The sequence below is a fragment of the Candidatus Pantoea floridensis genome (assembly GCF_900215435.1).
Taxonomy (GTDB): domain Bacteria; phylum Pseudomonadota; class Gammaproteobacteria; order Enterobacterales; family Enterobacteriaceae; genus Pantoea; species Pantoea floridensis.
On record NZ_OCMY01000001.1, the window covers coordinates 2,288,447 to 2,310,724 of the forward strand.

Annotated in this window: 29 protein-coding genes; 27 read left to right on the forward strand and 2 right to left on the reverse strand. The window is 52.8% G+C overall.

Translation table 11 applies throughout. From position 1 onward, the window contains the following. The first annotated feature begins 165 nt into the window (after nucleotides 1–165). The 4 genes from tauA to tauD are packed head-to-tail and all read left to right on the forward strand — an operon-like array spanning nucleotide 166 to nucleotide 3,584. Nucleotides 166–1,146, forward strand: a complete 981-nt coding sequence (gene tauA / locus CRO19_RS10695; protein WP_097095814.1) for a taurine ABC transporter substrate-binding protein — start codon at nucleotides 166–168, stop codon at nucleotides 1,144–1,146. Between the two features lie 10 nt (nucleotides 1,147–1,156). Next, the gene (gene tauB, locus CRO19_RS10700) at nucleotides 1,157–1,924 is read left to right on the forward strand and encodes a taurine ABC transporter ATP-binding subunit (RefSeq protein WP_097095815.1); all 768 of its coding nucleotides are present in this window, start codon (nucleotides 1,157–1,159) and stop codon (nucleotides 1,922–1,924) included. Then, complete coding sequence (tauC, locus tag CRO19_RS10705; RefSeq protein ID WP_097095816.1) at nucleotides 1,921–2,748, forward strand: taurine ABC transporter permease TauC; 828 nt, start codon at nucleotides 1,921–1,923, stop codon at nucleotides 2,746–2,748. The genes tauB and tauC overlap by 4 nt, the downstream gene beginning before the upstream one ends. Next, nucleotides 2,745–3,584, forward strand: a complete 840-nt coding sequence (gene tauD, locus CRO19_RS10710; protein WP_097095817.1) for a taurine dioxygenase — start codon at nucleotides 2,745–2,747, stop codon at nucleotides 3,582–3,584. The genes tauC and tauD overlap by 4 nt, the downstream gene beginning before the upstream one ends. A gap of 131 nt (nucleotides 3,585–3,715) precedes the next feature. Here the strand turns inward: tauD and CRO19_RS10715 are convergent, their stop codons facing one another. Continuing rightward, complete coding sequence (locus tag CRO19_RS10715) at nucleotides 3,716–5,620, reverse strand: ABC transporter ATP-binding protein (protein ID WP_097095818.1); 1,905 nt, start codon at nucleotides 5,618–5,620, stop codon at nucleotides 3,716–3,718. Between the two features lie 114 nt (nucleotides 5,621–5,734). Here CRO19_RS10715 and kefG point away from each other — a divergent pair, with 114 nt between their 5' ends. The 4 genes from kefG to slyD all read left to right on the forward strand — a co-directional run bounded on the left by kefG (nucleotide 5,735) and on the right by slyD (nucleotide 9,073). Next, complete coding sequence (gene kefG / locus CRO19_RS10720; protein WP_097095819.1) at nucleotides 5,735–6,286, forward strand: glutathione-regulated potassium-efflux system ancillary protein KefG; 552 nt, start codon at nucleotides 5,735–5,737, stop codon at nucleotides 6,284–6,286. Continuing rightward, the gene (kefB, locus tag CRO19_RS10725) at nucleotides 6,286–8,088 is read left to right on the forward strand and encodes a glutathione-regulated potassium-efflux system protein KefB (protein ID WP_097095820.1); all 1,803 of its coding nucleotides are present in this window, start codon (nucleotides 6,286–6,288) and stop codon (nucleotides 8,086–8,088) included. The genes kefG and kefB overlap by 1 nt, the downstream gene beginning before the upstream one ends. Nucleotides 8,089–8,133: 45 nt before the next feature. Further along, a complete protein-coding gene (locus CRO19_RS10730; RefSeq protein WP_007892203.1) occupies nucleotides 8,134–8,328 on the forward strand; it encodes a YheV family putative zinc ribbon protein in 195 nt (64 codons plus the stop codon). A 190-nt stretch (nucleotides 8,329–8,518) separates the two neighbouring features. Further along, the gene (gene slyD, locus CRO19_RS10735) at nucleotides 8,519–9,073 is read left to right on the forward strand and encodes a peptidylprolyl isomerase (RefSeq protein ID WP_049851962.1); all 555 of its coding nucleotides are present in this window, start codon (nucleotides 8,519–8,521) and stop codon (nucleotides 9,071–9,073) included. A 45-nt stretch (nucleotides 9,074–9,118) separates the two neighbouring features. On the opposite strand, the gene CRO19_RS10740 is transcribed toward slyD, so the two are convergent. After that, entirely contained in the window at nucleotides 9,119–9,337 is a 219-nt protein-coding gene (locus CRO19_RS10740; protein ID WP_097095821.1) for a protein SlyX, read from the reverse strand. A 280-nt stretch (nucleotides 9,338–9,617) separates the two neighbouring features. Here CRO19_RS10740 and fkpA point away from each other — a divergent pair, with 280 nt between their 5' ends. The 19 genes from fkpA (at nucleotide 9,618) to rpsC (ending at nucleotide 22,272) form a co-directional block, all read left to right on the forward strand. After that, complete coding sequence (gene fkpA, locus CRO19_RS10745) at nucleotides 9,618–10,451, forward strand: FKBP-type peptidyl-prolyl cis-trans isomerase (protein WP_097095822.1); 834 nt, start codon at nucleotides 9,618–9,620, stop codon at nucleotides 10,449–10,451. Nucleotides 10,452–10,627: 176 nt separating this feature from the next. After that, entirely contained in the window at nucleotides 10,628–11,350 is a 723-nt protein-coding gene (locus tag CRO19_RS10750) for a helix-turn-helix transcriptional regulator (RefSeq protein WP_097095823.1), read from the forward strand. Further along, a complete protein-coding gene (gene tusD, locus CRO19_RS10755; protein WP_097095824.1) occupies nucleotides 11,350–11,736 on the forward strand; it encodes a sulfurtransferase complex subunit TusD in 387 nt (128 codons plus the stop codon). The genes CRO19_RS10750 and tusD overlap by 1 nt, the downstream gene beginning before the upstream one ends. Continuing rightward, the gene (tusC, locus tag CRO19_RS10760) at nucleotides 11,736–12,095 is read left to right on the forward strand and encodes a sulfurtransferase complex subunit TusC (protein ID WP_097095825.1); all 360 of its coding nucleotides are present in this window, start codon (nucleotides 11,736–11,738) and stop codon (nucleotides 12,093–12,095) included. Before tusD ends, tusC begins: the two co-directional genes overlap by 1 nt. A 9-nt stretch (nucleotides 12,096–12,104) precedes the next feature. After that, entirely contained in the window at nucleotides 12,105–12,392 is a 288-nt protein-coding gene (gene tusB / locus CRO19_RS10765; protein WP_097095826.1) for a sulfurtransferase complex subunit TusB, read from the forward strand. Between the two features lie 126 nt (nucleotides 12,393–12,518). Continuing rightward, entirely contained in the window at nucleotides 12,519–12,893 is a 375-nt protein-coding gene (gene rpsL / locus CRO19_RS10770; RefSeq protein WP_006120575.1) for a 30S ribosomal protein S12, read from the forward strand. 96 nt (nucleotides 12,894–12,989) lie between these two features. Beyond that, nucleotides 12,990–13,460 carry a 30S ribosomal protein S7 gene (gene rpsG / locus CRO19_RS10775; protein ID WP_007886246.1) on the forward strand — a complete coding sequence of 157 codons (471 nt, stop codon included), beginning with the start codon at nucleotides 12,990–12,992 and terminating at the stop codon, nucleotides 13,458–13,460. A gap of 93 nt (nucleotides 13,461–13,553) precedes the next feature. Beyond that, nucleotides 13,554–15,668, forward strand: a complete 2,115-nt coding sequence (gene fusA / locus CRO19_RS10780) for an elongation factor G (RefSeq protein WP_097095827.1) — start codon at nucleotides 13,554–13,556, stop codon at nucleotides 15,666–15,668. 68 nt (nucleotides 15,669–15,736) lie between these two features. Next, entirely contained in the window at nucleotides 15,737–16,921 is a 1,185-nt protein-coding gene (gene tuf / locus CRO19_RS10785) for an elongation factor Tu (protein ID WP_097095828.1), read from the forward strand. Nucleotides 16,922–17,098: 177 nt separating this feature from the next. Further along, entirely contained in the window at nucleotides 17,099–17,293 is a 195-nt protein-coding gene (gene bfd, locus CRO19_RS10790) for a bacterioferritin-associated ferredoxin (protein ID WP_097095829.1), read from the forward strand. Nucleotides 17,294–17,386: 93 nt separating this feature from the next. After that, nucleotides 17,387–17,869, forward strand: coding sequence for a bacterioferritin (gene bfr / locus CRO19_RS10795; protein ID WP_097095830.1), 483 nt, complete (start codon nucleotides 17,387–17,389; stop codon nucleotides 17,867–17,869). A gap of 321 nt (nucleotides 17,870–18,190) precedes the next feature. Further along, on the forward strand, nucleotides 18,191–18,502 hold the full coding sequence (gene rpsJ / locus CRO19_RS10800) for a 30S ribosomal protein S10 (RefSeq protein WP_006120582.1): 312 nt from the start codon (nucleotides 18,191–18,193) through the stop codon (nucleotides 18,500–18,502). A 32-nt stretch (nucleotides 18,503–18,534) separates the two neighbouring features. Further along, a complete protein-coding gene (gene rplC / locus CRO19_RS10805; RefSeq protein WP_097095831.1) occupies nucleotides 18,535–19,161 on the forward strand; it encodes a 50S ribosomal protein L3 in 627 nt (208 codons plus the stop codon). A gap of 10 nt (nucleotides 19,162–19,171) precedes the next feature. Next, nucleotides 19,172–19,777, forward strand: coding sequence for a 50S ribosomal protein L4 (gene rplD, locus CRO19_RS10810; protein WP_007891650.1), 606 nt, complete (start codon nucleotides 19,172–19,174; stop codon nucleotides 19,775–19,777). Further along, nucleotides 19,774–20,076 carry a 50S ribosomal protein L23 gene (rplW, locus tag CRO19_RS10815; RefSeq protein WP_007891652.1) on the forward strand — a complete coding sequence of 101 codons (303 nt, stop codon included), beginning with the start codon at nucleotides 19,774–19,776 and terminating at the stop codon, nucleotides 20,074–20,076. Before rplD ends, rplW begins: the two co-directional genes overlap by 4 nt. A 17-nt stretch (nucleotides 20,077–20,093) precedes the next feature. After that, nucleotides 20,094–20,915 carry a 50S ribosomal protein L2 gene (rplB, locus tag CRO19_RS10820; protein WP_007891654.1) on the forward strand — a complete coding sequence of 274 codons (822 nt, stop codon included), beginning with the start codon at nucleotides 20,094–20,096 and terminating at the stop codon, nucleotides 20,913–20,915. A gap of 16 nt (nucleotides 20,916–20,931) precedes the next feature. After that, on the forward strand, nucleotides 20,932–21,210 hold the full coding sequence (rpsS, locus tag CRO19_RS10825) for a 30S ribosomal protein S19 (RefSeq protein WP_001138115.1): 279 nt from the start codon (nucleotides 20,932–20,934) through the stop codon (nucleotides 21,208–21,210). Between the two features lie 13 nt (nucleotides 21,211–21,223). Then, nucleotides 21,224–21,556 (forward strand): 50S ribosomal protein L22, encoded by a 333-nt coding sequence (rplV, locus tag CRO19_RS10830; protein WP_007891659.1) that lies wholly within the window; start codon nucleotides 21,224–21,226, stop codon nucleotides 21,554–21,556. Between the two features lie 17 nt (nucleotides 21,557–21,573). Continuing rightward, entirely contained in the window at nucleotides 21,574–22,272 is a 699-nt protein-coding gene (gene rpsC / locus CRO19_RS10835) for a 30S ribosomal protein S3 (RefSeq protein WP_007891660.1), read from the forward strand. Nucleotides 22,273–22,278: the final 6 nt, after the last annotated feature.

The window sequence follows — 22,278 nt, forward strand, 5'->3', positions numbered from 1 at the left end:
CGTGACATATTTATCATTTCGCCTGTTCTTTGTATTTGCGCTTTTTGCATAGGCTTGCCCGATGTTGATCTAAGAACGGATCGTCATTAGGGATAATTTTTAATTCCTTTATGAAACTACTGTCGCTGGAGAAACTGCCCTCACAAAAACACATTGGGGTGAGTGATGATGGCAACGAAAAAAACAATAACGGCGGTGGCTGCGGCTTTGGCCCTGATGGCGTTCCAGGCGCAGGCGGTCAATGTCACCGTGGCGTATCAAACGTCGGCTGAACCAGCCAAAGTGGCACAGGCAGATAACACCTTCGCCAAAGAGAGCGGCGCGACGGTTGACTGGCGTAAATTCGATAGCGGTGCCAGCGTGCTGCGTGCGCTGGCGTCGGGCGATGTTCAAATCGGTAATATCGGCTCCAGCCCGCTGGCTGTCGCCGCCACGCAAAAACTGCCGATTGAAGCTTTCCTGCTGGCCTCCCAGCTCGGTAACTCCGAAGCGCTGGTGGTGAAGAAAACCATCAAGGATCCCAAAGATCTGATCGGCAAGCGCATCGCCGTGCCCTTCATCTCTACCACCCATTACAGTTTCCTCGCCGCGCTGAAACATTGGGGCATCAAGCCTTCGCAGGTGACGTTAGTGAATCTGCAGCCACCGGCGATTATTGCCGCCTGGAAACGCGGTGACATTGATGGCGCCTACGTGTGGTCTCCGGCGGTAAATGAGCTGGAGAAAGATGGCAATGTCCTGACCGACTCTTCGCAGGTGGGCAAATGGGGCGCACCAACGCTGGACGTCTGGGTAGTGCGTAAAGATTTCGCGCAGCAGCATCCGGAAATCGTCACCGCGTTTGCCCGCAGCGCCGTTGAAGCGCAGCAGGCTTACATCGCGAATCCAGATCAATGGCTGAAGCAGCCAGACAATTTGAGCAAGCTGGCGCGCCTGAGCGGCGTTCCTGAAGGGGATGTGCCGGTGCTGGTAAAAGGCAACACGTACCTGACTGCGCAACAGCAGGTCGAGCAGCTCGGTAAGCCGGTAAACAAAGCGATTGTTGATACCGCAAACTTCCTGAAAGAGCAGGGCAAAGTACCTGAGGCCGACAGCGATTACAGCAGCTTCGTCACCACGCGATTCGTTGCACCCTTAGCGAAATAACGGAGGCCGTATGCTCAACATCACCCATCTCAATGCGCGTTACGCCGGTCAACCCGCGCTGCAGGATATCAATCTGCAGCTGGGCAGCCGCGATCTGCTGGTGGTGCTGGGCCCCTCCGGCTGTGGCAAAACCACGCTGCTGAATCTCATCGCCGGCTTTCTGCCACTTGAATCCGGCAGCATTACGCTGGATGGCAAAGCGGTGCAAGGGCCGGGCGCCGAGCGCGGCGTGGTGTTTCAAAATGAAGGTTTGCTGCCGTGGCGTAACGTGATTGATAACGTTGCGTTCGGCTTGCAACTGGCGGGGATGGCGAAGGCGGAGCGCCATAACATTGCACGCCGTTTAATCCGCAAAGTAGGACTTGAAGGTGCAGAGAAGCGTTTTATCTGGCAGCTCTCTGGGGGTCAACGTCAGCGCGTGGGCATTGCGCGTGCGCTGGCGGCTGATCCTCAGCTGCTGCTGTTAGATGAGCCGTTTGGCGCGCTGGATGCGTTTACCCGTGAACAGATGCAAACCCTGCTGCTGACGCTGTGGCGTGATACCGGCAAGCAGATTCTGTTGATCACCCATGACATCGAAGAAGCGGTGTTCCTTGCCAGTGAATTAGTTCTGCTGTCACCCGGCCCGGGCCGCGTAGTGGAACGCCTGAAGCTCGATTTTGGCCAGCGCTTCGCCGCCGGGGAACCGTGCCGCGCTATTAAATCCGACCCGGCGTTTATCGAACGTCGGGAATATGTGTTGAACCAGGTCTTTTCCCAGCGCGAGGCGTTCCTATGAGTGCGGTGATTGATGAGAAAACCCAAACGCGTCGTCGCGGACTGCGCTGGCCATTTTCCCGCCAGTTCTCTCTCAGTTTGCTGAGCGTAGGCGTGCTGCTGTTGCTGTGGTGGGGCATCACGGCGCTCGGTTTAATTGCGCCGCTGTTTTTACCGCCGCCGCAGGTGGTGCTGCAAAAACTGATATTAATTGCCAGCCCGCAAGGCTTTATGGACGCTACGCTTTGGCAGCACTTAGGTGCCAGCCTGGCGCGTATGCTGGTGGCGCTATTCTTTGCCGCGCTGATTGGCATTCCGGTTGGTATTGCGATGGGCTTGAGCCCCTCGATTCGCGGCCTGCTGGATCCGCTCATTGAGCTTTATCGTCCGGTGCCACCGCTGGCGTATCTGCCGCTGATGGTGATTTGGTTCGGCATCGGCGAAACCTCAAAAATTTTACTGATTTATCTGGCGATTTTCGCCCCGGTGACGTTATCGACGTTGGCGGGAGTGAAGAATGCGCAGCAGGTGCGAATTCGCGCTGCGCAGGCGCTGGGTGCCTCGCGCTGGCAGCTGCTGCGTTTTGTGATTCTGCCCGGCGCGCTGCCGGAAATCCTCACCGGCTTGCGGATTGGTCTCGGCGTAGGTTGGTCAACGCTGGTCGCGGCCGAACTGATTGCCGCTACGCGCGGGCTCGGCTTTATGGTGCAGTCGGCCGGTGAGTTTCTCGCCACCGATGTGGTGCTGGCCGGTATCGCCGTAATTGCCCTGATTGCCTTTGGCTTAGAACTGGGTCTGCGCGCGTTGCAGCGCCGCCTGACGCCCTGGAATGGAGAACAGCAATGAACGAACGTCTTACTTTTACCGCTCTGGGCCCGTATATCGGGGCGCAGGTCAGCGATGTCGATCTCAGTCGTCCGCTGAGTGATGCCCAGTTTGAGCAGCTTTATCACGGCCTGCTGCGCCATCAGGTGCTTTTCTTGCGTAATCAGGTGATTACCCCTGAGCAGCAGCGTGCGTTGGCGATTCGCTTTGGCGATCTGCATATCCATCCGGTTTATCCACATGCCGAGGGTGTGGAAGAGATCATTGTGCTGGATACGCATCAGGACAACCCGCCGGATAACGACAACTGGCACACCGATGTCACCTTTATTGAAACGCCGCCGGCAATTGCCATTCTGGCTTCGAAGCTGCTGCCAGAAAGCGGCGGTGACACCTTGTGGTCTAGCGGGATTGCGGCGTATGAAGCGCTGTCTGAGCCGTTTAAGCAGCTGTTAAGTGGATTACAGGCGGAACACGATTTTAAAAAGTCGTTCCAGGAGTACAAATACCGCAAAACGGAAGAGGAGCACCAGCGCTGGCAGCAGGCGGTGGCGAAAAATCCGCCGGTGCAGCATCCGGTGATTCGCACGCATCCGGTCAGCGGACGCAAAGCGCTGTTTGTGAACGAAGGTTTTACTACGCGTTTGCTGGGACTGAGCGAAAAAGAGAGCGAGGCGATTCTCAACTTCCTGTTCTGGCACACCGCTAAGCCTGAGTTTCAGGTGCGCTGGCGCTGGCAGGAGAATGATGTGGCGATCTGGGATAACCGCGTAACGCAACATTATGCGAACGCGGATTATTATCCAGCGCGGCGGGTGATGCATCGCGCGACGGTGTTGGGGGATAAGCCGGTTTAAGGCTGGCCCTCACCCTAACCCTCTCCCGCAGGCGGGAGAGGGAATGTTTAGGTGGTGCTCTGTATTGAATTTATGCTCGATCGGCTCCCTCTACCGCTTGCGGGAGAGGGCTGGGGTGAGGGCGTCGTACATCACTGTGCCAGCATCTGCTCCAGCTGTTCCTGCGCATCGAGCCATGCCATTTCGACCTCTTCCAGCGCGGCCTTACTTTCTGCCTGACGCTGCAATGCCACATTCAAATCGGCTTTGCGGCTCTGATCGTAAATCGCGCTGTCGGCCAATTGCGCTTCAGCATCGCTCAACTGGCTCTGCCACTTCGCCATCTGCTTCTCAAGCTTCTCGATCTCTTTACGCAGCGGCTGGGTTTGTGCGCGCAGTTCAGCGTCGCGGCGCTTCTGATCTTTACGGGATTGCGCGCTATTGCCGTTATCCTGCTTCGGCGCGGCATCCTGTTGTGCCTGCTGCTTCTGCACATCGCTCAGCCACTGCTGATAATCTTCCAGATCGCCCTCAAACACATCGACCTTGCCGTCATGCACCAGATAAAGATCGTCGGTGGTGGCGCGCAGCAGATGACGATCGTGCGATACCACCACCAGCGCGCCTTCAAAATCAATCAGCGCTTCGGTCAGTGCCTGACGCATATCCAGATCGAGGTGGTTAGTCGGTTCATCGAGCAGCAGCAGGTTCGGACGCTGCCAGACAATCAGGGCCAGCACCAGACGCGCTTTCTCACCGCCGGAAAAACGTTCAGTGATTTCGCTGACTTTATCGCCCTGGAAGCCGAAGCCGCCCAGATAGTCGCGCAGCTGTTGTTCGAGCACTTTCGGCGCAATGCGGGACAAATGTTGCAGCGGTGATTCATCGGCACGCAGATACTCCAGCTGATGCTGAGCGAAGTAGCCAAGCTTGATACCTTTCGCCAGGCCAACTTTGCCATCCAGCGCTTCTAATTCGCCCGCTAACAGTTTAATTAGCGTCGATTTACCCGCGCCGTTACGGCCCAGCAGGCCAATGCGTGAACCTGGCACCAGGTTGAGTTTGATGGCGTCAAGAATGATACGCTCGCCATAACCGGCGGTGACTCTTTCCATTTTCAGCAACGGATTCGGCAAACTTTCCGGCGCGCGGAAGCTGAAGCTAAACGGGTTGTCGACGTGCGCGGGCGCAATCAACTCCATGCGCTCGAGCATTTTAATACGGCTCTGCGCCTGCTTAGCTTTGGTCGCCTGAGCGCGGAAGCGGTCGATATACTTCTGCAGGTGCGCCACTTTTTCCTGCTGGCTCTGGAACAGCGCCTGCTGTTGCGCCAGTTTGGCGCCGCGCTGACGCTCGAACGAGCTGTAGTTACCGGTGTATTCGAACATCGTCTGCTGTTCGATGTGGATGATCTTATCCACCACCGGATCGAGGAAGTCGCGGTCGTGCGAAATCAGCACTAACGTGCCTTCATAGCTTTTCAGCCAGCGTTCCAGCCAGATTACGGCATCGAGATCGAGGTGGTTAGTCGGTTCATCCAGCAGCAGCAGATCGGAACGGCACACCAGCGCCTGGGCAAGGTTGAGGCGCATACGCCAGCCACCGGAAAAATCGCTCACCGGCCGCATTAATTGTTCCTGGCTAAAGCCCAAACCGTGCAACAAGCTGGAGGCGCGAGCAGGTATGCTCCACGCCTGAATGGCATCGAGCCTGCCGTGCAGCAGCGCGATAGCGTTGCCATCGTTGCGCGCATTGGCATCGGCCAATTCAGATTCAAGCTGACGATATTCGCGGTCGCCATCGATAACATAATCCAGCGCGGGTTTGCTCAGCGCCGGGGTTTCCTGGTTGACCCACGCCAGCGCCCAGTTGCTAGGGAACGTGGCGTTGCCGGCATCGCTGCTGATTTCGCCCTTGAGCAACGACAGCAGCGTCGATTTGCCGCAGCCGTTTTTGCCCACCAGGCCGACTTTCTGCCCAGGGTTGATGGTGGCCGTTGCGTTATCCAGCAGCACGTTGGTGCCGCGGCGAATTTGTAGTGCGGAAAAGACAATCATAAGCGCCGTATCGTCAGAATATGTTAATTTGTCGGCAACATAATTCGATAATGTTTGTTGCGTCGAGCATGGTAGCGGAATTCCTGTGCCGTGACGACGCTTTGGAGGGGAACGATGTCGCAGCCACCCAAAATTTTGCTGCTTTACGCCCATCCGGAATCACAGGATTCGATTGCTAATCGGGTTTTGCTGCAGTCGGCTATGGAACTGGACCACGTCACGGTGCACGATTTATACGCCCACTATCCGGATTTTTTTATTGATATTCACTATGAGCAGCAGCTGCTGCGCGAGCATCAAATCATCGTCTTCCAACATCCACTTTATACCTACAGCTGCCCGGCGCTGCTGAAGGAGTGGCTGGATCGCGTGTTGTCGCGCGGTTTTGCCAGCGGCCCGGATGGCAATGCGCTGGAGGGCAAATACTGGCGCAGCGTGGTGACCACTGGCGAACCGGAAGCGGCTTATCATCATAGCGGTCTGAATCGTTATCCGATGAGTGACATTATGCGTCCCTTTGAGCTGACGGCGCAGATGTGCCGTATGCACTGGATGACGCCGATGGTGATTTACTGGGCGCGACGCCAAACGCCAGAAGTGATGCGTAATTTCGCGCGGGCATATGGCGACTGGCTGGCTTCACCGCTGCCGCAAGGAGGGGTGTGATGGAAGGCGAAACGTTACTCACGGCCGGCGTGATCTATCTGGTTGCGGCCGTGCTGATCGTGCCGATTGCGGCGCGTCTCGGCATTGGTGCGGTGTTGGGCTATCTGCTGGCGGGGATTGCCATCGGTCCGTGGGGCCTGGGTTTCATCAGCGACGTTGAGGAGATTTTGCACTTCTCCGAACTTGGCGTGGTGTTCCTGATGTTCATTATCGGCCTTGAGCTGAATCCCTCGAAACTCTGGTCGCTGCGCCGTTCAATATTTGGCGTGGGTGCAGCACAGGTGCTGATCTCGGCGGCGATTCTGGGGGGATTGTTGTGGCTCACCGACTTTAGCTGGCAGGCGGCAGTGATTGGCGGGATTGGTCTGGCCATGTCATCGACAGCCATGGCGCTACAGCTGATGCGCGACAAAGGCATGAACCGCAGTGAGTCTGGTCAGCTCGGCTTCTCGGTGCTGCTGTTCCAGGATTTAGCGGTGATTCCGGCATTAGCGTTGGTGCCGCTGCTGGCAGGCGGCGACAGCGGTCACGTTGACTGGCTGAAAGTGGGCATGAAGGTGCTGGCGTTTGCCGGAATGCTGATTGGTGGTCGCTATCTGTTGCGTCCCATCCTGCGTTTTATTGCGGCATCCGGCGTGCGTGAAGTGTTTACCGCAGCGTCGCTGTTGCTGGTACTGGGATCGGCGCTGTTTATGGACGCGCTCGGCCTGTCGATGGCGCTGGGTACCTTCATCGCGGGTATTCTGTTAGCGGAAAGTGAATATCGTCACGAGTTGGAAGTCGCCATCGAACCGTTCAAAGGGCTGCTGCTGGGGCTGTTCTTTATCTCAGTAGGCATGGCGCTCAACCTTGGCGTGCTTTATACCCACATCGTTGAAATTCTGCTGGGCGTGGTGATTCTGGTCGCGGTGAAAACGCTGGTGCTGTATGTGCTCGCGCGCATTTATGGCTTGCGCAGCTCAGAGCGTCAACAGTTTGCCGGCGTGTTAAGCCAGGGCGGCGAGTTTGCCTTTGTGCTGTTCTCTGCGGCATCTTCAGCGAAGATGTTTAGCGGCGACCAAATGCCGCTGCTGCTGGTGACGGTAACGCTCTCCATGATGACCACGCCGCTGCTGATGAACGCCATAGATCGTTTACTCGCGCACCGCTTTAACGAGCCCGATGAGAATGCCGAGAAGCATTTTGTTGAGGACGATCAGCCACAGGTGATTGTGGTTGGCTTTGGGCGTTTTGGTCAGGTAGTGGGTCGTTTGTTGATGGCTAACAACAAACGCATTACGGTGCTGGAGCGCGATATCTCTGCGGTGAGCCTGATGCGTAAATATGGCTATAAGGTTTACTATGGTGATGCCACCGAGCTGGAGATGCTGCGTGCAGCTGGCGCGGAGAATGCACAATCCATCGTCATTACTTGTAACGATCCGGAAGATTCGATGTCCATCGTACACCTGTGCCAGCAGCATTTTCCGCAGCTGGAAATTCTGGCGCGCGCGCGTGGTCGTGTTGAAGCACACGAACTGCTGCAGGCAGGGGTTACGCTGTTCTCGCGTGAGACTTTCTCCAGTGCGCTTGAGCTGGGACGCAAGACGTTGATTTCGCTAGGGATGCATCCGCATCAGGCGCAGCGCGCGCAGCAACATTTCCGCCGTCTGGATATGCGTATGCTGCGCGAACTGGTGCCGAGCCACGATGACAGCGCGCAGGTTTCGCGTGTGCGTGAAGCCCGACGTGAGTTAGAGGATATTTTCCAGCGCGAAATGCAGCACGAAAAACGCCAGTTTGACGGCTGGGATGACGAGTAGATCTATACTTAATTTATCCGTTCCTTAACGACGGCAGGAAACAGTATGCGAAAACAATTTATTGCCGGTGCGGTTTGCCCGCACTGCCAGGAGAAAGACACGTTAGCATTGTGGCGTGAAAACAATGTTGATGTGGTGGAGTGCGTCGAGTGCGGCCATCAGATGCGTGAAGCCGATAAGCAAGTGCGCGATCAGGTTCGCAGCAATGAGCAAGTGATCGGCATTTTTCATCCTGAGTAGCGCATTGGCTCAGCTTTTTTTAAGCTTGAACTTACAGCGGGATTGAATTCCGCTACAATCGGCGCCATTAACGCTGAGCAGTATGTCACGACACAATTGGCATCCTCAGTCTTGAACCTTTCTGGTTGGTTATTGCACGCAAAATTGACCAATGGGACGGGATCTTAGTTCTCAACGGTTAGGAGATATCATGAAAGTAGCAAAAGACCTGGTGGTGAGCCTGGCGTATCAGGTTCGTACCGAAGACGGTGTGTTGGTTGACGAGTCACCGGTGAGTGCACCGTTGGACTATCTGCACGGTCATGGTTCCCTGATTTCTGGTCTGGAAAAAGCGCTGGAAAATCATGATGTAGGCGATAAGTTTGACGTGCATATCCCGGCAAATGACGCTTACGGTCAGTACGATGACAACCTCGTACAGCGCGTACCAAAAGACGTGTTTATGGGCGTTGACGAACTGCAGGTGGGCATGCGCTTCCTGGCAGAAACCGATCAGGGCCCAGTACCGGTTGAAATCACCGAAGTTGAAGATGAGCACGTTGTGGTTGATGGTAACCACATGCTGGCTGGTCAAAATCTGAACTTCAATGTGGAAGTTGTCGCGATTCGCGCAGCAACCGAAGAAGAGCTGGCGCACGGCCACGTGCATGGTGCAGATGGTCATCATCATGATCATGACCACGATCATGGTCACGATCACGGCCAGGGCGGCTGTGGCACTGGCGGTTGCGGCTGCAGCCACTAATCAGTGTAACGCTTTGCGAGGCCACCTTTAGGTGGCCTTTCTTTTTTAATAATGCGGCGGGGGTGTTTCTTCTGATTGCGACGCGATCATCGACGGTGCGCTATCCTTCACCTTATCCACTAACAGACGAACCTGCTCGCGCAGTCTTATCATCTCCAGCTCATGCTGAACCACGGTCTGATTGAGCTGATCGATGGTGTATTCCTGAAAAGCCAGTTTGCTTTCCAGCGCCTCGAGGCGTTGTTCCCATTCTATTGATTGCATGATCTTTCCTCATCTGCCGGTACGACGCGTTAAGCTGTTTCGGGCGTGATTCTACGGCCTTTGGCTTCAGAATCACCTGATATTTTACCTTTAAGTGGCATACTGCATTGAAAAGCCGCATAGCGCCTATATCTCTGATGAAACTTCCTGAAGCAAAAAAGGTCGGAGGTTGACCGGGTAATTACATTGTGGGAGTGTTCGCCGCTGCCACGTAAAGTTATAGTGTGGGCCTCAGTCCGCAATGATTCCCGAGGTGAGAGGCTTCGGTTTTGGAGAAAGGATGAAATCACTGTTTAAAGTCACATTGTTAGCTACCACCATGGCTGTCGCGCTGAATGCACCGCTGGCTATGGCAGCAGAAACTGCCGCAGCTCCAGCAGCAGATGCTGCACAGGCCGCGCCGCAAGCACCAAAAAATGCTGCTTTCAAAAATGAAGACCAGCAGTCAGCTTACGCGCTGGGCGCTTCCCTTGGTCGCTACATGGACAACTCTCTGAAGGAACAAGAGAAACTGGGCATCAAGCTGGATAAAGATCAGTTGATCGCAGGTGTTCAGGACGCATTTGGTGGCAAAAGCAAACTCTCTGATCAAGAGATCGAGCAAACCCTGCAGGCCTTCGAGGGTCGCGTAAAAGGCGCCGCTCAAGAGAAGATGGAAAAAGATGCGAAAGAGAACGCAGATAAGGGTTCAGCTTACGCAGATAAATTTGCCAAAGAAAAAGGCGTGAAGAAAACCGAATCTGGCCTGCTGTATCAGGTAGAGAAAGAAGGTACCGGTAACGCGCCAAAAGACAGCGACACTGTCGTAGTAAACTACAAGGGTACGCTGATTGACGGTACTGAGTTCGATAACTCTTATACCCGTGGCGAGCCGCTGTCGTTCCGTCTGGATGGTGTGATTCCTGGCTGGACCGAAGGTCTGAAGCACGTGAAGAAAGGCGGCAAAATCAAGCTGGTGATCCCACCGAATCTGGCTTATGGCAAAAATGGCGTTCCGGGTATTCCGGCAAACTCCACGCTGGTGTTCGATGTTGAGCTGCTCGACATCAAACCGGCGCCGAAAGCCGACGAGAAAGCGCAGGCTCCGGTCGCAGCCGATCAGAAAGCGCAGTAATTTGCACTTGCTGTATGACGCCGCCTCCGGGCGGCGTCTTTTATTTGGAAGAGGCACAGTAAAGGTGTGGCATAAGCGGGCGACATTTGCCAGACTAGCGCCTGCGTAACTATCACCATATGAGTCTGCCCCAAAGCTGTCGAGACAGGCTCCAGCCATTTAGGGTAATGTCTTCGATGTCTAATCCATTCAATCCCGGTGAACTGACTGACTTCGATTTACTGGAGCAGCGTCCGTTCGAGCAAGCCGATTTCGATATCCTCAAATCTTACGAAGCCGTTGTTGATGGCCTTGCGATGCTGATTGGCTCGCACTGTGAAATCGTGCTGCATTCTCTGGAAGATTTGAAATGTTCAGCCGTGCGCATCGCTAACGGTGAACACACCGGTCGCAAGGTGGGCTCGCCGATTACCGATTTGGCACTGCGTATGCTGCACGATATGCATGGCGCAGACAGCAATGTTTCCAGAGCCTACTTCACACGCGCGAAAAGCGGCGTGCTGATGAAATCGGTCACCATTGCAATTCGTAATCGTCAACAGCGCGTGATTGGCCTGCTGTGTATCAACATGAACCTTGACGTGCCGTTCTCGCAGATTATGTCGACCTTTATGCCACCGGAAATGCAGCAGGTTGATTCCAACGTTAATTTTGCCAGTTCGGTAGAAGACCTGGTCATGCAAACGCTAGAGTTCGCGATTGAAGAAGTGAGCGCTGACCGTAACGTCTCTAACAATGCGAAGAATCGCCAGATCGTGCTCAATATGTATGAAAAGGGCATTTTCGATATTAAAGATGCGATTAACCAAGTTGCCGATCGCCTCAATATCTCGAAGCATACGGTTTACCTCTATATCCGCCAGTTCAAAAGCGGTGATTTTCAGGGGCAGGATCGCTAATGCGCTACACCTTGCTGGTTACCGGACCAGCCTACGGCACCCAACATGCCAGCAGTGCGTTGCTGTTTGCACGTGCGCTGGTGCAGGCTGGGCATCAGCTTGAGAGCGTGTTCTTCTATCGCGAAGGCGTGTTGAACGCCAACCAGTTGAGTGCACCAGCCAGCGATGAGGTCGATATGGTGCGTGAATGGCAGCAGCTGAGTACTGAAAGGGGTACCGCACTGAATATCTGCGTAGCGGCCGCGTTGCGCCGTGGTGTAACCGATGCGCAGGAGGCGACGCGCCTGCAACTGCCGGGCAGTAATTTGCAGCCGGGATTTGAACTGAGCGGTTTGGGTGCCCTGGCGGAAGCCGCGCTTCGCTGCGATCGGCTGGTGCAATTCTGATGAACCGTGTCGCTTTTCTCTTTACTCAGGCTCCGCACGGCAGTAGCGCCGGCAGGGAAGGGCTTGATGCTGTGTTGGCCACAGGTGCGTTAAGTGAAGACATCGGCCTGTTCTTTGTCGGTGATGGGGTAATGCAACTGAATCCTGGTCAGCAGCCCGAGCAGATACTGGCGCGCAACTATATCGCCACTTTTGGCGTACTGGCGCTGTACGATATTGACCAGTGTTATGTTTGTGCTGATTCGCTGCAGGCGCGTGGACAAAGTCTGACTGCGGAGCGCGTGCTGGCCGCTGAGGTGCTGGACGCCGCAGCGCTTCGCGCGAAGCTTGCTACTTATCATCGTATTATTCGATTCTGAGAACCAATCATGCTCTTCACGCTGCTGCAATCTCCCTGGCAATGCGACATTGATAGCCTGCTGCTGCTATTACAGGAAGGTGACGATCTGCTTTTATTGCAGGATGGCGTGACTGCGGCTCTTGCAGGCAGCCAGATGTTAGTCAAGCTCAATGCCACGCCGGCCATGCTATGGGTGTTAGAAGAAGATGTGGTGGCGCGCGGCCTGGTTGAGCAAATTTCGACCAAAGTAGCACGTTTGGACTATACTGGTTTCGTTGCCTTGACAGCGAAGCATCAACAACAAGTGGCCTGGTAAGAGCGAAAACCTGGTTATTTCTTGACACCCTTTTGACACAGCCCTAAAATTCTGCCTCCTCGTAGTAATACGAGGCGATTTATTACGTGTTTACGAAGCAAAAAGCTAAATCCCAGGAGCTATTTAATGGCAACAGTTAACCAGCTGGTTCGCAAACCACGCGTACGCAAAGTTGCAAAGAGCAACGTGCCTGCGCTGGAAGCTTGCCCGCAGAAACGTGGTGTTTGTACTCGTGTGTACACCACCACCCCTAAAAAACCAAACTCAGCACTGCGTAAAGTTTGCCGTGTGCGTTTGACTAACGGTTTTGAAGTTACCTCCTATATCGGCGGTGAAGGTCATAACCTGCAGGAGCACTCCGTGATCCTGATCCGTGGCGGTCGTGTTAAAGACTTGCCAGGTGTGCGTTACCACACCGTTCGTGGCGCGCTGGACTGCTCAGGTGTTAAAGACCGTAAGCAGTCACGCTCCAAATACGGCGTGAAGAAGCCAAAGGCTTAATGGTTCTCCGTTAAGTAAGGCCAAACGTTTTAACTTAAATGTCAAACTAAACTCGTAGAGTTTTGGACAATCCTGAATTAACAACGGAGTATTTCCATGCCACGTCGTCGCGTCATTGGTCAGCGTAAAATTCTGCCGGATCCTAAGTTCGGATCAGAGCTGCTGGCTAAATTTGTAAATATCCTGATGGTAGATGGTAAAAAATCTACTGCTGAATCTATCGTCTATACCGCGCTTGATACCCTGGCTCAACGCGCTGGTAAAGATGGCCTGGAAGCGTTCGAGGTTGCTCTCGAAAACGTGCGTCCGACTGTCGAAGTTAAGTCACGTCGCGTTGGTGGTTCTACCTACCAGGTTCCAGTTGAAGTCCGTCCGGTTCGTCGTAATGCCCTGGCAATGCGTTGGATCGTAGAAGCTGCTCGTAAACGCGGTGATAAATCTATGGCTCTCCGCCTGGCGAACGAACTTTCTGATGCTGCAGAAAACAAAGGTACTGCAGTTAAGAAACGTGAAGACGTTCACCGCATGGCAGAAGCCAACAAGGCGTTCGCACACTACCGCTGGTAACAGCAACGTAGTTGTTATTAACCCAGCGGGCGTCCCAGTGACTCACCTGCTGGGCTTTTTTAACTTAGAACGTCTAAGAAACAGAGGAATCAAATGGCTCGTAAAACACCCATTGAGCGCTACCGTAACATCGGTATCAGTGCGCACATCGACGCCGGTAAGACTACAACTACCGAACGCGTTCTGTTCTACACCGGTGTAAACCACAAAATCGGTGAAGTTCATGACGGCGCAGCAACCATGGACTGGATGGAGCAGGAGCAGGAACGTGGTATTACCATTACCTCTGCTGCGACTACCTGTTACTGGTCTGGTATGGCTAAGCAGTTTGAACCACACCACGTAAACATCATCGACACCCCGGGACACGTTGACTTCACCATCGAAGTTGAGCGTTCTATGCGTGTGCTTGATGGCGCAGTAATGGTTTACTGTGCAGTTGGTGGCGTTCAGCCACAGTCTGAGACCGTATGGCGCCAGGCTAACAAATATAAAGTTCCACGCATTGCGTTCGTTAACAAAATGGACCGCATGGGTGCTAACTTCCTGAAAGTTGTTGGTCAGATGAAGGATCGCTTGGGTGCAAACCCAGTTCCACTTCAGCTGGCTATCGGCGCAGAAGAGAAATTCACCGGTGTTGTTGACCTGGTGAAAATGAAAGCTATTAACTGGAACGATGCCGATCAGGGCGTCACCTTCGTTTACGAAGATATCCCAGCGGATATGCAGGAACTGGCCGAAGAATGGCGTGCAAAACTGGTTGAAGCTGCAGCTGAAGGCTCTGATGAGTTGATGGATAAATTCTTTGGTGGCGAAGAGCTGACTGAAGAAGAGATCAAAACTTCTCTGCGTAAGCGCGTGCTGAACAACGAAATCATCCTGGTAACCTGTGGTTCTGCATTTAAGAACAAAGGTGTTCAGGCGATGCTGGATGCGGTTGTTGAATACCTGCCAGCACCGACTGACGTTACCGCGATTAACGGTATGCTGGACGACGGTAAAGACACTCCGGCTGAACGTCACTCTGATGACAATGAGCCGTTTGCTGCACTGGCGTTTAAAATCGCTACCGACCCGTTTGTAGGTAACCTGACCTTCTTCCGCGTTTACTCTGGTGTGGTTAACACTGGTGACACCGTGTTCAACCCGGTTAAGTCAAACCGCGAACGTCTGGGCCGTATCGTACAGATGCACGCCAACAAACGTGAAGAGATCAAAGAAGTTCGTGCGGGCGATATCGCTGCGGCGATCGGCTTGAAAGACGTGACCACTGGTGACACCCTGTGTGATCCAGACAACGTCATCATTCTTGAGCGCATGGAATTCCCTGAGCCAGTAATCTCTATCGCTGTTGAGCCAAAAACCAAAGCTGACCAGGAAAAAATGGGTCTTGCTCTGGGCCGTCTGGCTAAAGAAGATCCATCATTCCGCGTATGGACTGATGAAGAATCTAACCAGACCATCATCGCCGGTATGGGTGAGCTGCACCTCGACATCATCGTTGACCGCATGAAGCGTGAATTCAACGTTGAAGCGAACGTCGGTAAACCTCAGGTAGCTTATCGCGAAGCGATTCGTACTAAAGTTACCGATATCGAAGGTAAACACGCCAAGCAGTCTGGTGGTCGTGGTCAGTACGGTCATGTTGTTATCGACATGTACCCGCTGGAACCAGGTGTGAACCCGAAAGGTTACGAATTTGTCAACGATATCAAGGGCGGTGTGATTCCAACTGAATACATCCCTGCGGTTGATAAAGGTATCCAGGAGCAGCTGAAATCAGGTCCACTGGCTGGTTATCCGGTAGTTGATCTGGGTGTTCGTCTGCACTTCGGTTCATACCATGATGTCGACTCCTCTGAGCTGGCGTTTAAACTGGCCGCTTCTTTGGCCTTTAAAGATGGCTTTAAGAAAGCGCAGCCTGTTCTGCTTGAGCCAATCATGAAGGTTGAAGTAGAGACTCCGGAAGAGAACACCGGTGACGTTATCGGTGACCTTAGCCGTCGTCGTGGTATGCTCAAAGGACAGGAATCTAACGCTACTGGCGTTCAGATCCATGCTGAAGTTCCGCTGTCTGAAATGTTCGGATATGCAACCCAGCTGCGTTCTCTGACCAAAGGCCGTGCTTCTTACTCCATGGAGTTCCTGAAGTACGATGATGCGCCGAACAACGTCGCTCAGGCCGTTATTGAAGCTCGTAGCAAATAAGCTACGGTTTAAAAATGTTAACTGATGCCTTCATGAATCATGAAGGCACAACGTAAGGAATTATCGCCATGGCGAAAGAGCAATTTCAGCGTAACAAACTGCACGTAAACGTGGGCACCATCGGTCACGTCGACCACGGTAAAACCACCCTGACTGCAGCAATCACTACCGTTCTGGCTAAAACCTACGGTGGTAAGGCAAGCAAATTCGATGAAATCGATAAGGCGCCAGAAGAGAAAGCTCGTGGTATCACCATCAACACTTCTCACGTTGAATATGAAACCCCGACTCGCCACTATGCGCACGTTGACTGCCCAGGCCACGCCGACTATGTGAAAAACATGATCACCGGTGCTGCGCAGATGGATGGCGCAATCCTGGTTGTTGCTGCGACTGACGGCCCTATGCCTCAGACCCGTGAGCACATCCTGCTGGGTCGTCAGGTTGGCGTTCCTTACATCATCGTGTTCCTGAACAAGTGCGACATGGTTGATGACGAAGAGCTGCTGGAACTGGTTGAAATGGAAGTACGTGACCTGCTGTCAGCATATGACTTCCCAGGCGACGACACTCCAATCGTTCGTGGTTCTGCTCTGAAAGCGCTGGAAGGCGACGCTGAGTGGGAAGCTAAGATCATTGAGCTGGCTGAGCATCTGGATACTTACATCCCAGAGCCAGTACGTGCAATCGACCTGCCGTTCCTGCTGCCAATCGAAGACGTATTCTCAATCTCTGGCCGTGGTACCGTTGTTACCGGTCGTGTTGAGCGCGGTATCGTTAAAGTGGGCGACGAAGTTGAAATCGTTGGTATCAAGGCGACTGTTAAGTCTACTTGTACCGGCGTTGAAATGTTCCGTAAACTGCTGGACCAGGGTCAAGCAGGCGAGAACTGCGGCGTTCTGCTGCGTGGTATCAAGCGTGAAGACATCCAGCGTGGCCAGGTTCTGGCTAAGCCGGCTACCATCAAGCCGCATACCAAGTTCACTTCAGAAGTGTACGTTCTGTCTAAAGATGAAGGCGGCCGTCATACTCCGTTCTTCAAAGGCTACCGTCCACAGTTCTACTTCCGTACCACTGACGTGACCGGCAACGTTGAGCTGCCAGAAGGCGTTGAAATGGTAATGCCAGGCGACAACGTTCAGATGACCGTTGAGCTGATCCACCCAATCGCGATGGATGAAGGTTTGCGCTTCGCTATCCGTGAAGGCGGCCGTACTGTTGGCGCGGGTGTTGTTGCTACAATTATCGCTTAATTGCGTTAATGTCGGAGGCTGCTAAGGTAGCCTCCGCGGCATAAAAGAGAGCACTTAGGTGCTCTTTTTTTTTACCTGAAATTTTTGTTATGACTAAATCCACATAAAAGGCAGGTTTGAAATAAAAACAATTCTCATTTACAATTTGATCATAAATTGTACGGGAGTCCGCAGTAAATGTACGTCTGCTTGTGTAATGCCGTGAGTGATAAAACCCTCCGAGAAGTGGTTCGCCGCTATCAGCCTAAATCCATGCAGCAGCTCCGCCAATTGGTGCCGATTGGTAAGCAGTGTGGAAAATGTGTGCGCTTTGCTCGGGAAATTATGGAAGATGAACTGCAAAACGTACCACCGTATAAAGAGATAGCCTGACACAACGGGCAATAACCACAATAACTGTCGCGTTTTTTTGACTTCCCACTATCCGCATCTACGATTTATGTAGTTGGAAGCGGAGGAAGCAAAATGAAGGGCGACGGTAGAATCATAAGTTATCTCAATAAATTGCTGGGGAATGAGCTGGTTGCAATTAATCAGTACTTCCTTCATGCGCGTATGTTTAAGAACTGGGGTTTAACACGCCTCAACGATGTTGAGTATCACGAGTCAATCGATGAAATGAAGCATGCCGACAAGTACATCGAACGTATCTTATTTCTGGAAGGCATTCCTAACTTGCAAGATCTCGGGCGATTACGCATTGGTGAAGATGTCCCGGAAATGCTGCAGTCTGACTTAGCATTAGAACTTGAAGGCGCAAAGGATTTGCGCGAAGCAATAGCATATGCGGACAAAGTTCATGATTATGTCAGCCGGGACATGATGATTGAGATTCTCACGGAGGAGGAAGGGCACATCGATTGGCTGGAAACGGAACTCGAGCTAGTGCAAAAAATCGGTTTGCAAAACTATCTTCAGTCTCAACTAAAAGAACAAAACGAACATTAGAGTTATGTTGAACAAGCTATATCTCGCCAGCCCGCGGCAATTAAAACGATTGTCGCGGGTTTTTTCGTCTTCAAAGCGAGAATGATGTGGTTAAAAACACAACACGGGTTGCTTCCTAAGCTGATTTACGTATAATGCGCGGGCCTGCCGATATTGGTGCGGCGCGATTCGAGCAGAATCGCAGGGGATAGCTGTCTATGTATCGCCTGACAATACTCCCAATTGTGGAGTTATATGCTGAACGATTACACTCCTCCATCAATCGTAATGGATGCGGGTAGTAATTCTTTTCGTTTATAAAATGTTTGGAGCCTTGGTCTCATGTCGAACCAAAGAATCCGTATCCGTCTTAAAGCGTTTGATCATCGCCTGATCGATCAATCAACCGCGGAAATCGTTGAGACTGCCAAGCGCACTGGTGCGCAGGTACGTGGTCCGATCCCGCTGCCAACCCGCAAAGAGCGTTTTACCGTTCTGATCTCTCCGCACGTTAACAAAGACGCGCGTGATCAGTACGAAATCCGCACTCACAAGCGTCTGGTAGACATCGTTGAGCCAACTGAAAAAACCGTTGATGCTCTGATGCGTCTGGATCTGGCTGCCGGTGTTGACGTGCAGATCAGCCTGGGTTAATCAGGTCATCGAGCGATTGAGAGGTTGATACAATGATTGGTTTAGTCGGTAAAAAAGTGGGTATGACCCGCATCTTCACTGAAGATGGCGTTTCAATCCCAGTAACCGTTATCGAAGTTGAAGCAAACCGCGTTACTCAGGTCAAAGGCCTGGACAACGATGGTTACCAAGCTATCCAGGTTACCACCGGTGCTAAAAAAGCAAGCCGTGTGAGCAAGCCTGAAGCAGGTCATTTTGCTAAAGCTGGCGTTGACGCTGGCCGTGGTCTGTGGGAATTCCGCACCGAAGGTGAAGAGTTCTCTGTTGGCCAGAGCATCAGTGTTGAAATTTTCGCTGACGTTAAAAAAGTAGACGTTACCGGTACCTCTAAAGGTAAAGGTTTCGCAGGTACCGTTAAGCGCTGGAACTTCCGTACCCAGGACGCTACACACGGTAACTCCTTGTCACACCGCGTTCCGGGTTCTATCGGTCAGAACCAGACTCCGGGCAAAGTGTTCAAAGGCAAGAAAATGGCTGGTCAGCTGGGTAATGAGCGCGTAACCGTTCAGAGCCTGGAAGTAGTACGTGTTGACGCTGAGCGCAACCTGCTGCTGGTCAAAGGTGGCGTCCCGGGTGCAACTGGGTGCGATCTGATTGTTAAACCAGCTGTGAAGGCGTAAGGGGATAGCAATGGAATTAGTACTGAAAGACGCGCAGAGCGCGCTGACTGTTTCCGAAACTACCTTCGGTCGTGATTTCAACGAAGCGCTGGTTCACCAGGTTGTTGTTGCTTATGCCGCAGGTGCTCGTCAGGGTACTCGTGCGCAGAAAACTCGTGCTGAAGTAACTGGTTCAGGCAAAAAGCCTTGGCGCCAGAAGGGTACCGGCCGTGCGCGTTCAGGTTCTGTTAAGAGCCCGATCTGGCGTTCAGGTGGCGTGACCTTCGCTGCGCGTCCGCAGGACCACAGTCAAAAAGTTAATAAAAAGATGTACCGCGGCGCGCTGAAAAGCATTCTGTCCGAGCTGGTACGTCAGGACCGTCTGATCGTTGTCGAGACGTTCTCTGTAGAAGCGCCTAAAACTAAGCTGCTGGTACAGAAACTGAAAGACATGGCGCTGCAAGATGTGCTGATCATCACCGGTGAACTGGATGAGAATCTGTTCCTGGCTGCGCGTAACCTGTATAAGGTTGACGTGCGTGATGCAGCGGGCATCGACCCAGTTAGCCTGATCGCCTTCGACAAAGTCGTTATGACTGCGGAAGCAGTTAAGCAAGTTGAGGAGATGCTGGCATGATCCGTGAAGAACGTCTGCTGAAAGTAGTGCGTGCACCGCACGTATCAGAAAAAGCATCTACTGCGATGGAAAAAACCAATACCATCGTTCTCAAAGTTGCTAAAGACGCGACCAAAGCAGAGATCGTTGCTGCTGTTGAGAAACTGTTCGAAGTAGAAGTTAAAGACGTAAACACCCTGGTCGTTAAAGGGAAAGTTAAGCGTCACGGACAGCGTATCGGTCGTCGTAGCGACTGGAAAAAAGCTTACGTCACCCTGAAGGAAGGCCAGAATCTGGACTTCGTCGGCGGCGCTGAGTAAGTCGGAGGAGAAAGACAATGGCAGTTGTTAAATGTAAACCGACATCTCCGGGTCGTCGTCACGTAGTTAAAGTGGTGAACCCAGAGCTGCACAAGGGCAAACCATTTGCCCCGCTGGTAGAAAAAAACAGCAAATCCGGTGGTCGTAACAACAATGGTCGTATCACTACCCGTCATATCGGTGGTGGTCACAAGCAGGCTTACCGTATTGTTGACTTCAAACGCAACAAAGATGGTATCCCAGCAGTTGTTGAGCGTCTTGAGTACGATCCGAACCGTTCTGCGAACATCGCACTGGTTCTGTATAAAGATGGCGAGCGCCGTTACATCCTGGCCCCTAAAGGCCTGAAAGCCGGCGATCAGATTCAATCTGGCGTTGATGCTGCGATTAAAGCAGGTAATACCCTGCCGATGCGTAACATCCCGGTGGGTTCTACCGTTCATAACGTAGAAATGAAGCCAGGCAAAGGCGGTCAGATTGCTCGCTCAGCCGGTACTTACGTGCAGATCGTTGCGCGTGAAGGTTCCTACGTTACCCTGCGTCTGCGTTCAGGCGAAATGCGCAAAGTTGAATCCGAATGTCGTGCAACTCTCGGCGAAGTCGGCAACTCTGAGCACATGCTGCGCGTACTGGGTAAAGCTGGTGCAACCCGTTGGCGTGGTGTTCGTCCTACCGTTCGCGGTACTGCGATGAACCCAGTCGATCACCCGCACGGTGGTGGTGAAGGTCGTAACTTTGGTAAGCACCCGGTAACTCCGTGGGGCGTTCAGACCAAAGGTAAGAAGACCCGTAGCAACAAGCGTACTGATAAATTTATCGTACGTCGCCGTAGCAAATAATTTTAGAGGATAAGCCATGCCACGTTCTCTCAAGAAAGGTCCTTTTATTGACCTGCACTTGCTGAAGAAGGTAGAGAAAGCGGTGGAAAGCGGTGACAAGAAGCCCCTGCGCACTTGGTCCCGTCGTTCAACGATCTTCCCTAACATGATCGGTTTGACCATCGCTGTCCATAATGGTCGTCAGCACGTTCCTGTCTTTGTTTCCGACGAAATGGTCGGCCACAAACTGGGTGAATTTGCACCGACACGTACTTATCGCGGCCATGCTGCAGATAAGAAAGCCAAGAAGAAATAAGTAGGAGGAAGAGATGGAAACTATTGCTCAACATCGCCATGCTCGTTCTTCTGCTCAGAAGGTTCGCCTGGTGGCAGACCTGATTCGCGGTAAGAAAGTGTCGCAGGCTCTGGATATTCTGACCTACACCAACAAAAAAGCTGCTGTGTTGGTTAAGAAAGTCCTGGAATCTGCCATTGCGAACGCCGAACACAACGATGGCGCTGATATCGACGATCTGAAAGTCGCGAAAATCTTCGTAGACGAAGGCCCAAGCATGAAGCGCATTATGCCGCGTGCGAAAGGTCGTGCAGATCGCATCCTGAAGCGCACCAGCCACATTACTGTGGTTGTGTCCGATCGCTGAGACTCTGGAGACTAGCAATGGGTCAGAAAGTACATCCTAATGGTATTCGCCTGGGTATTGTAAAACCATGGAACTCTACCTGGTTTGCGAACACCAAAGAATTCGCTGACAACCTGGACAGCGATTTTAAAGTCCGTCAGTTCCTGACTAAGGAACTGTCTAAAGCGTCTGTATCTCGTATCGTTATCGAGCGTCCGGCTAAGAGCATCCGTGTGACTATTCACACTGCTCGCCCGGGTATCGTTATCGGTAAGAAAGGTGAAGACGTAGAAAAACTGCGTACGGTCGTCGCGAAAATCGCTGGCGTTCCTGCACAGATCAATATCGCCGAAGTCCGTAAGCCGGAACTGGACGCTAAATTGGTTGCTGATAGCATCACTTCACAGCTGGAGCGTCGTGTGATGTTCCGTCGTGCTATGAAGCGTGCTGTACAGAACGCAATGCGTCTGGGCGCGAAGGGTATTAAAGTTGAAGTCAGCGGCCGTTTGGGCGGTGCCGAGATCGCACGTACCGAATGGTACCGTGAAGGTCGCGTACCGTTGCACACACTGCGTGCAGACATTGACTACAACACCTCTGAAGCGCACACCACTTATGGTGTAATCGGCGTTAAGGTATGGATCTTCAAAGGCGAGATCCTGGGTGGTATGGCTGCTGTTGAACAACCGGAACCGGCTGCTCAACCTAAAAAGCAGCAGCGTAAAGGCCGTAAGTAAGGAGAG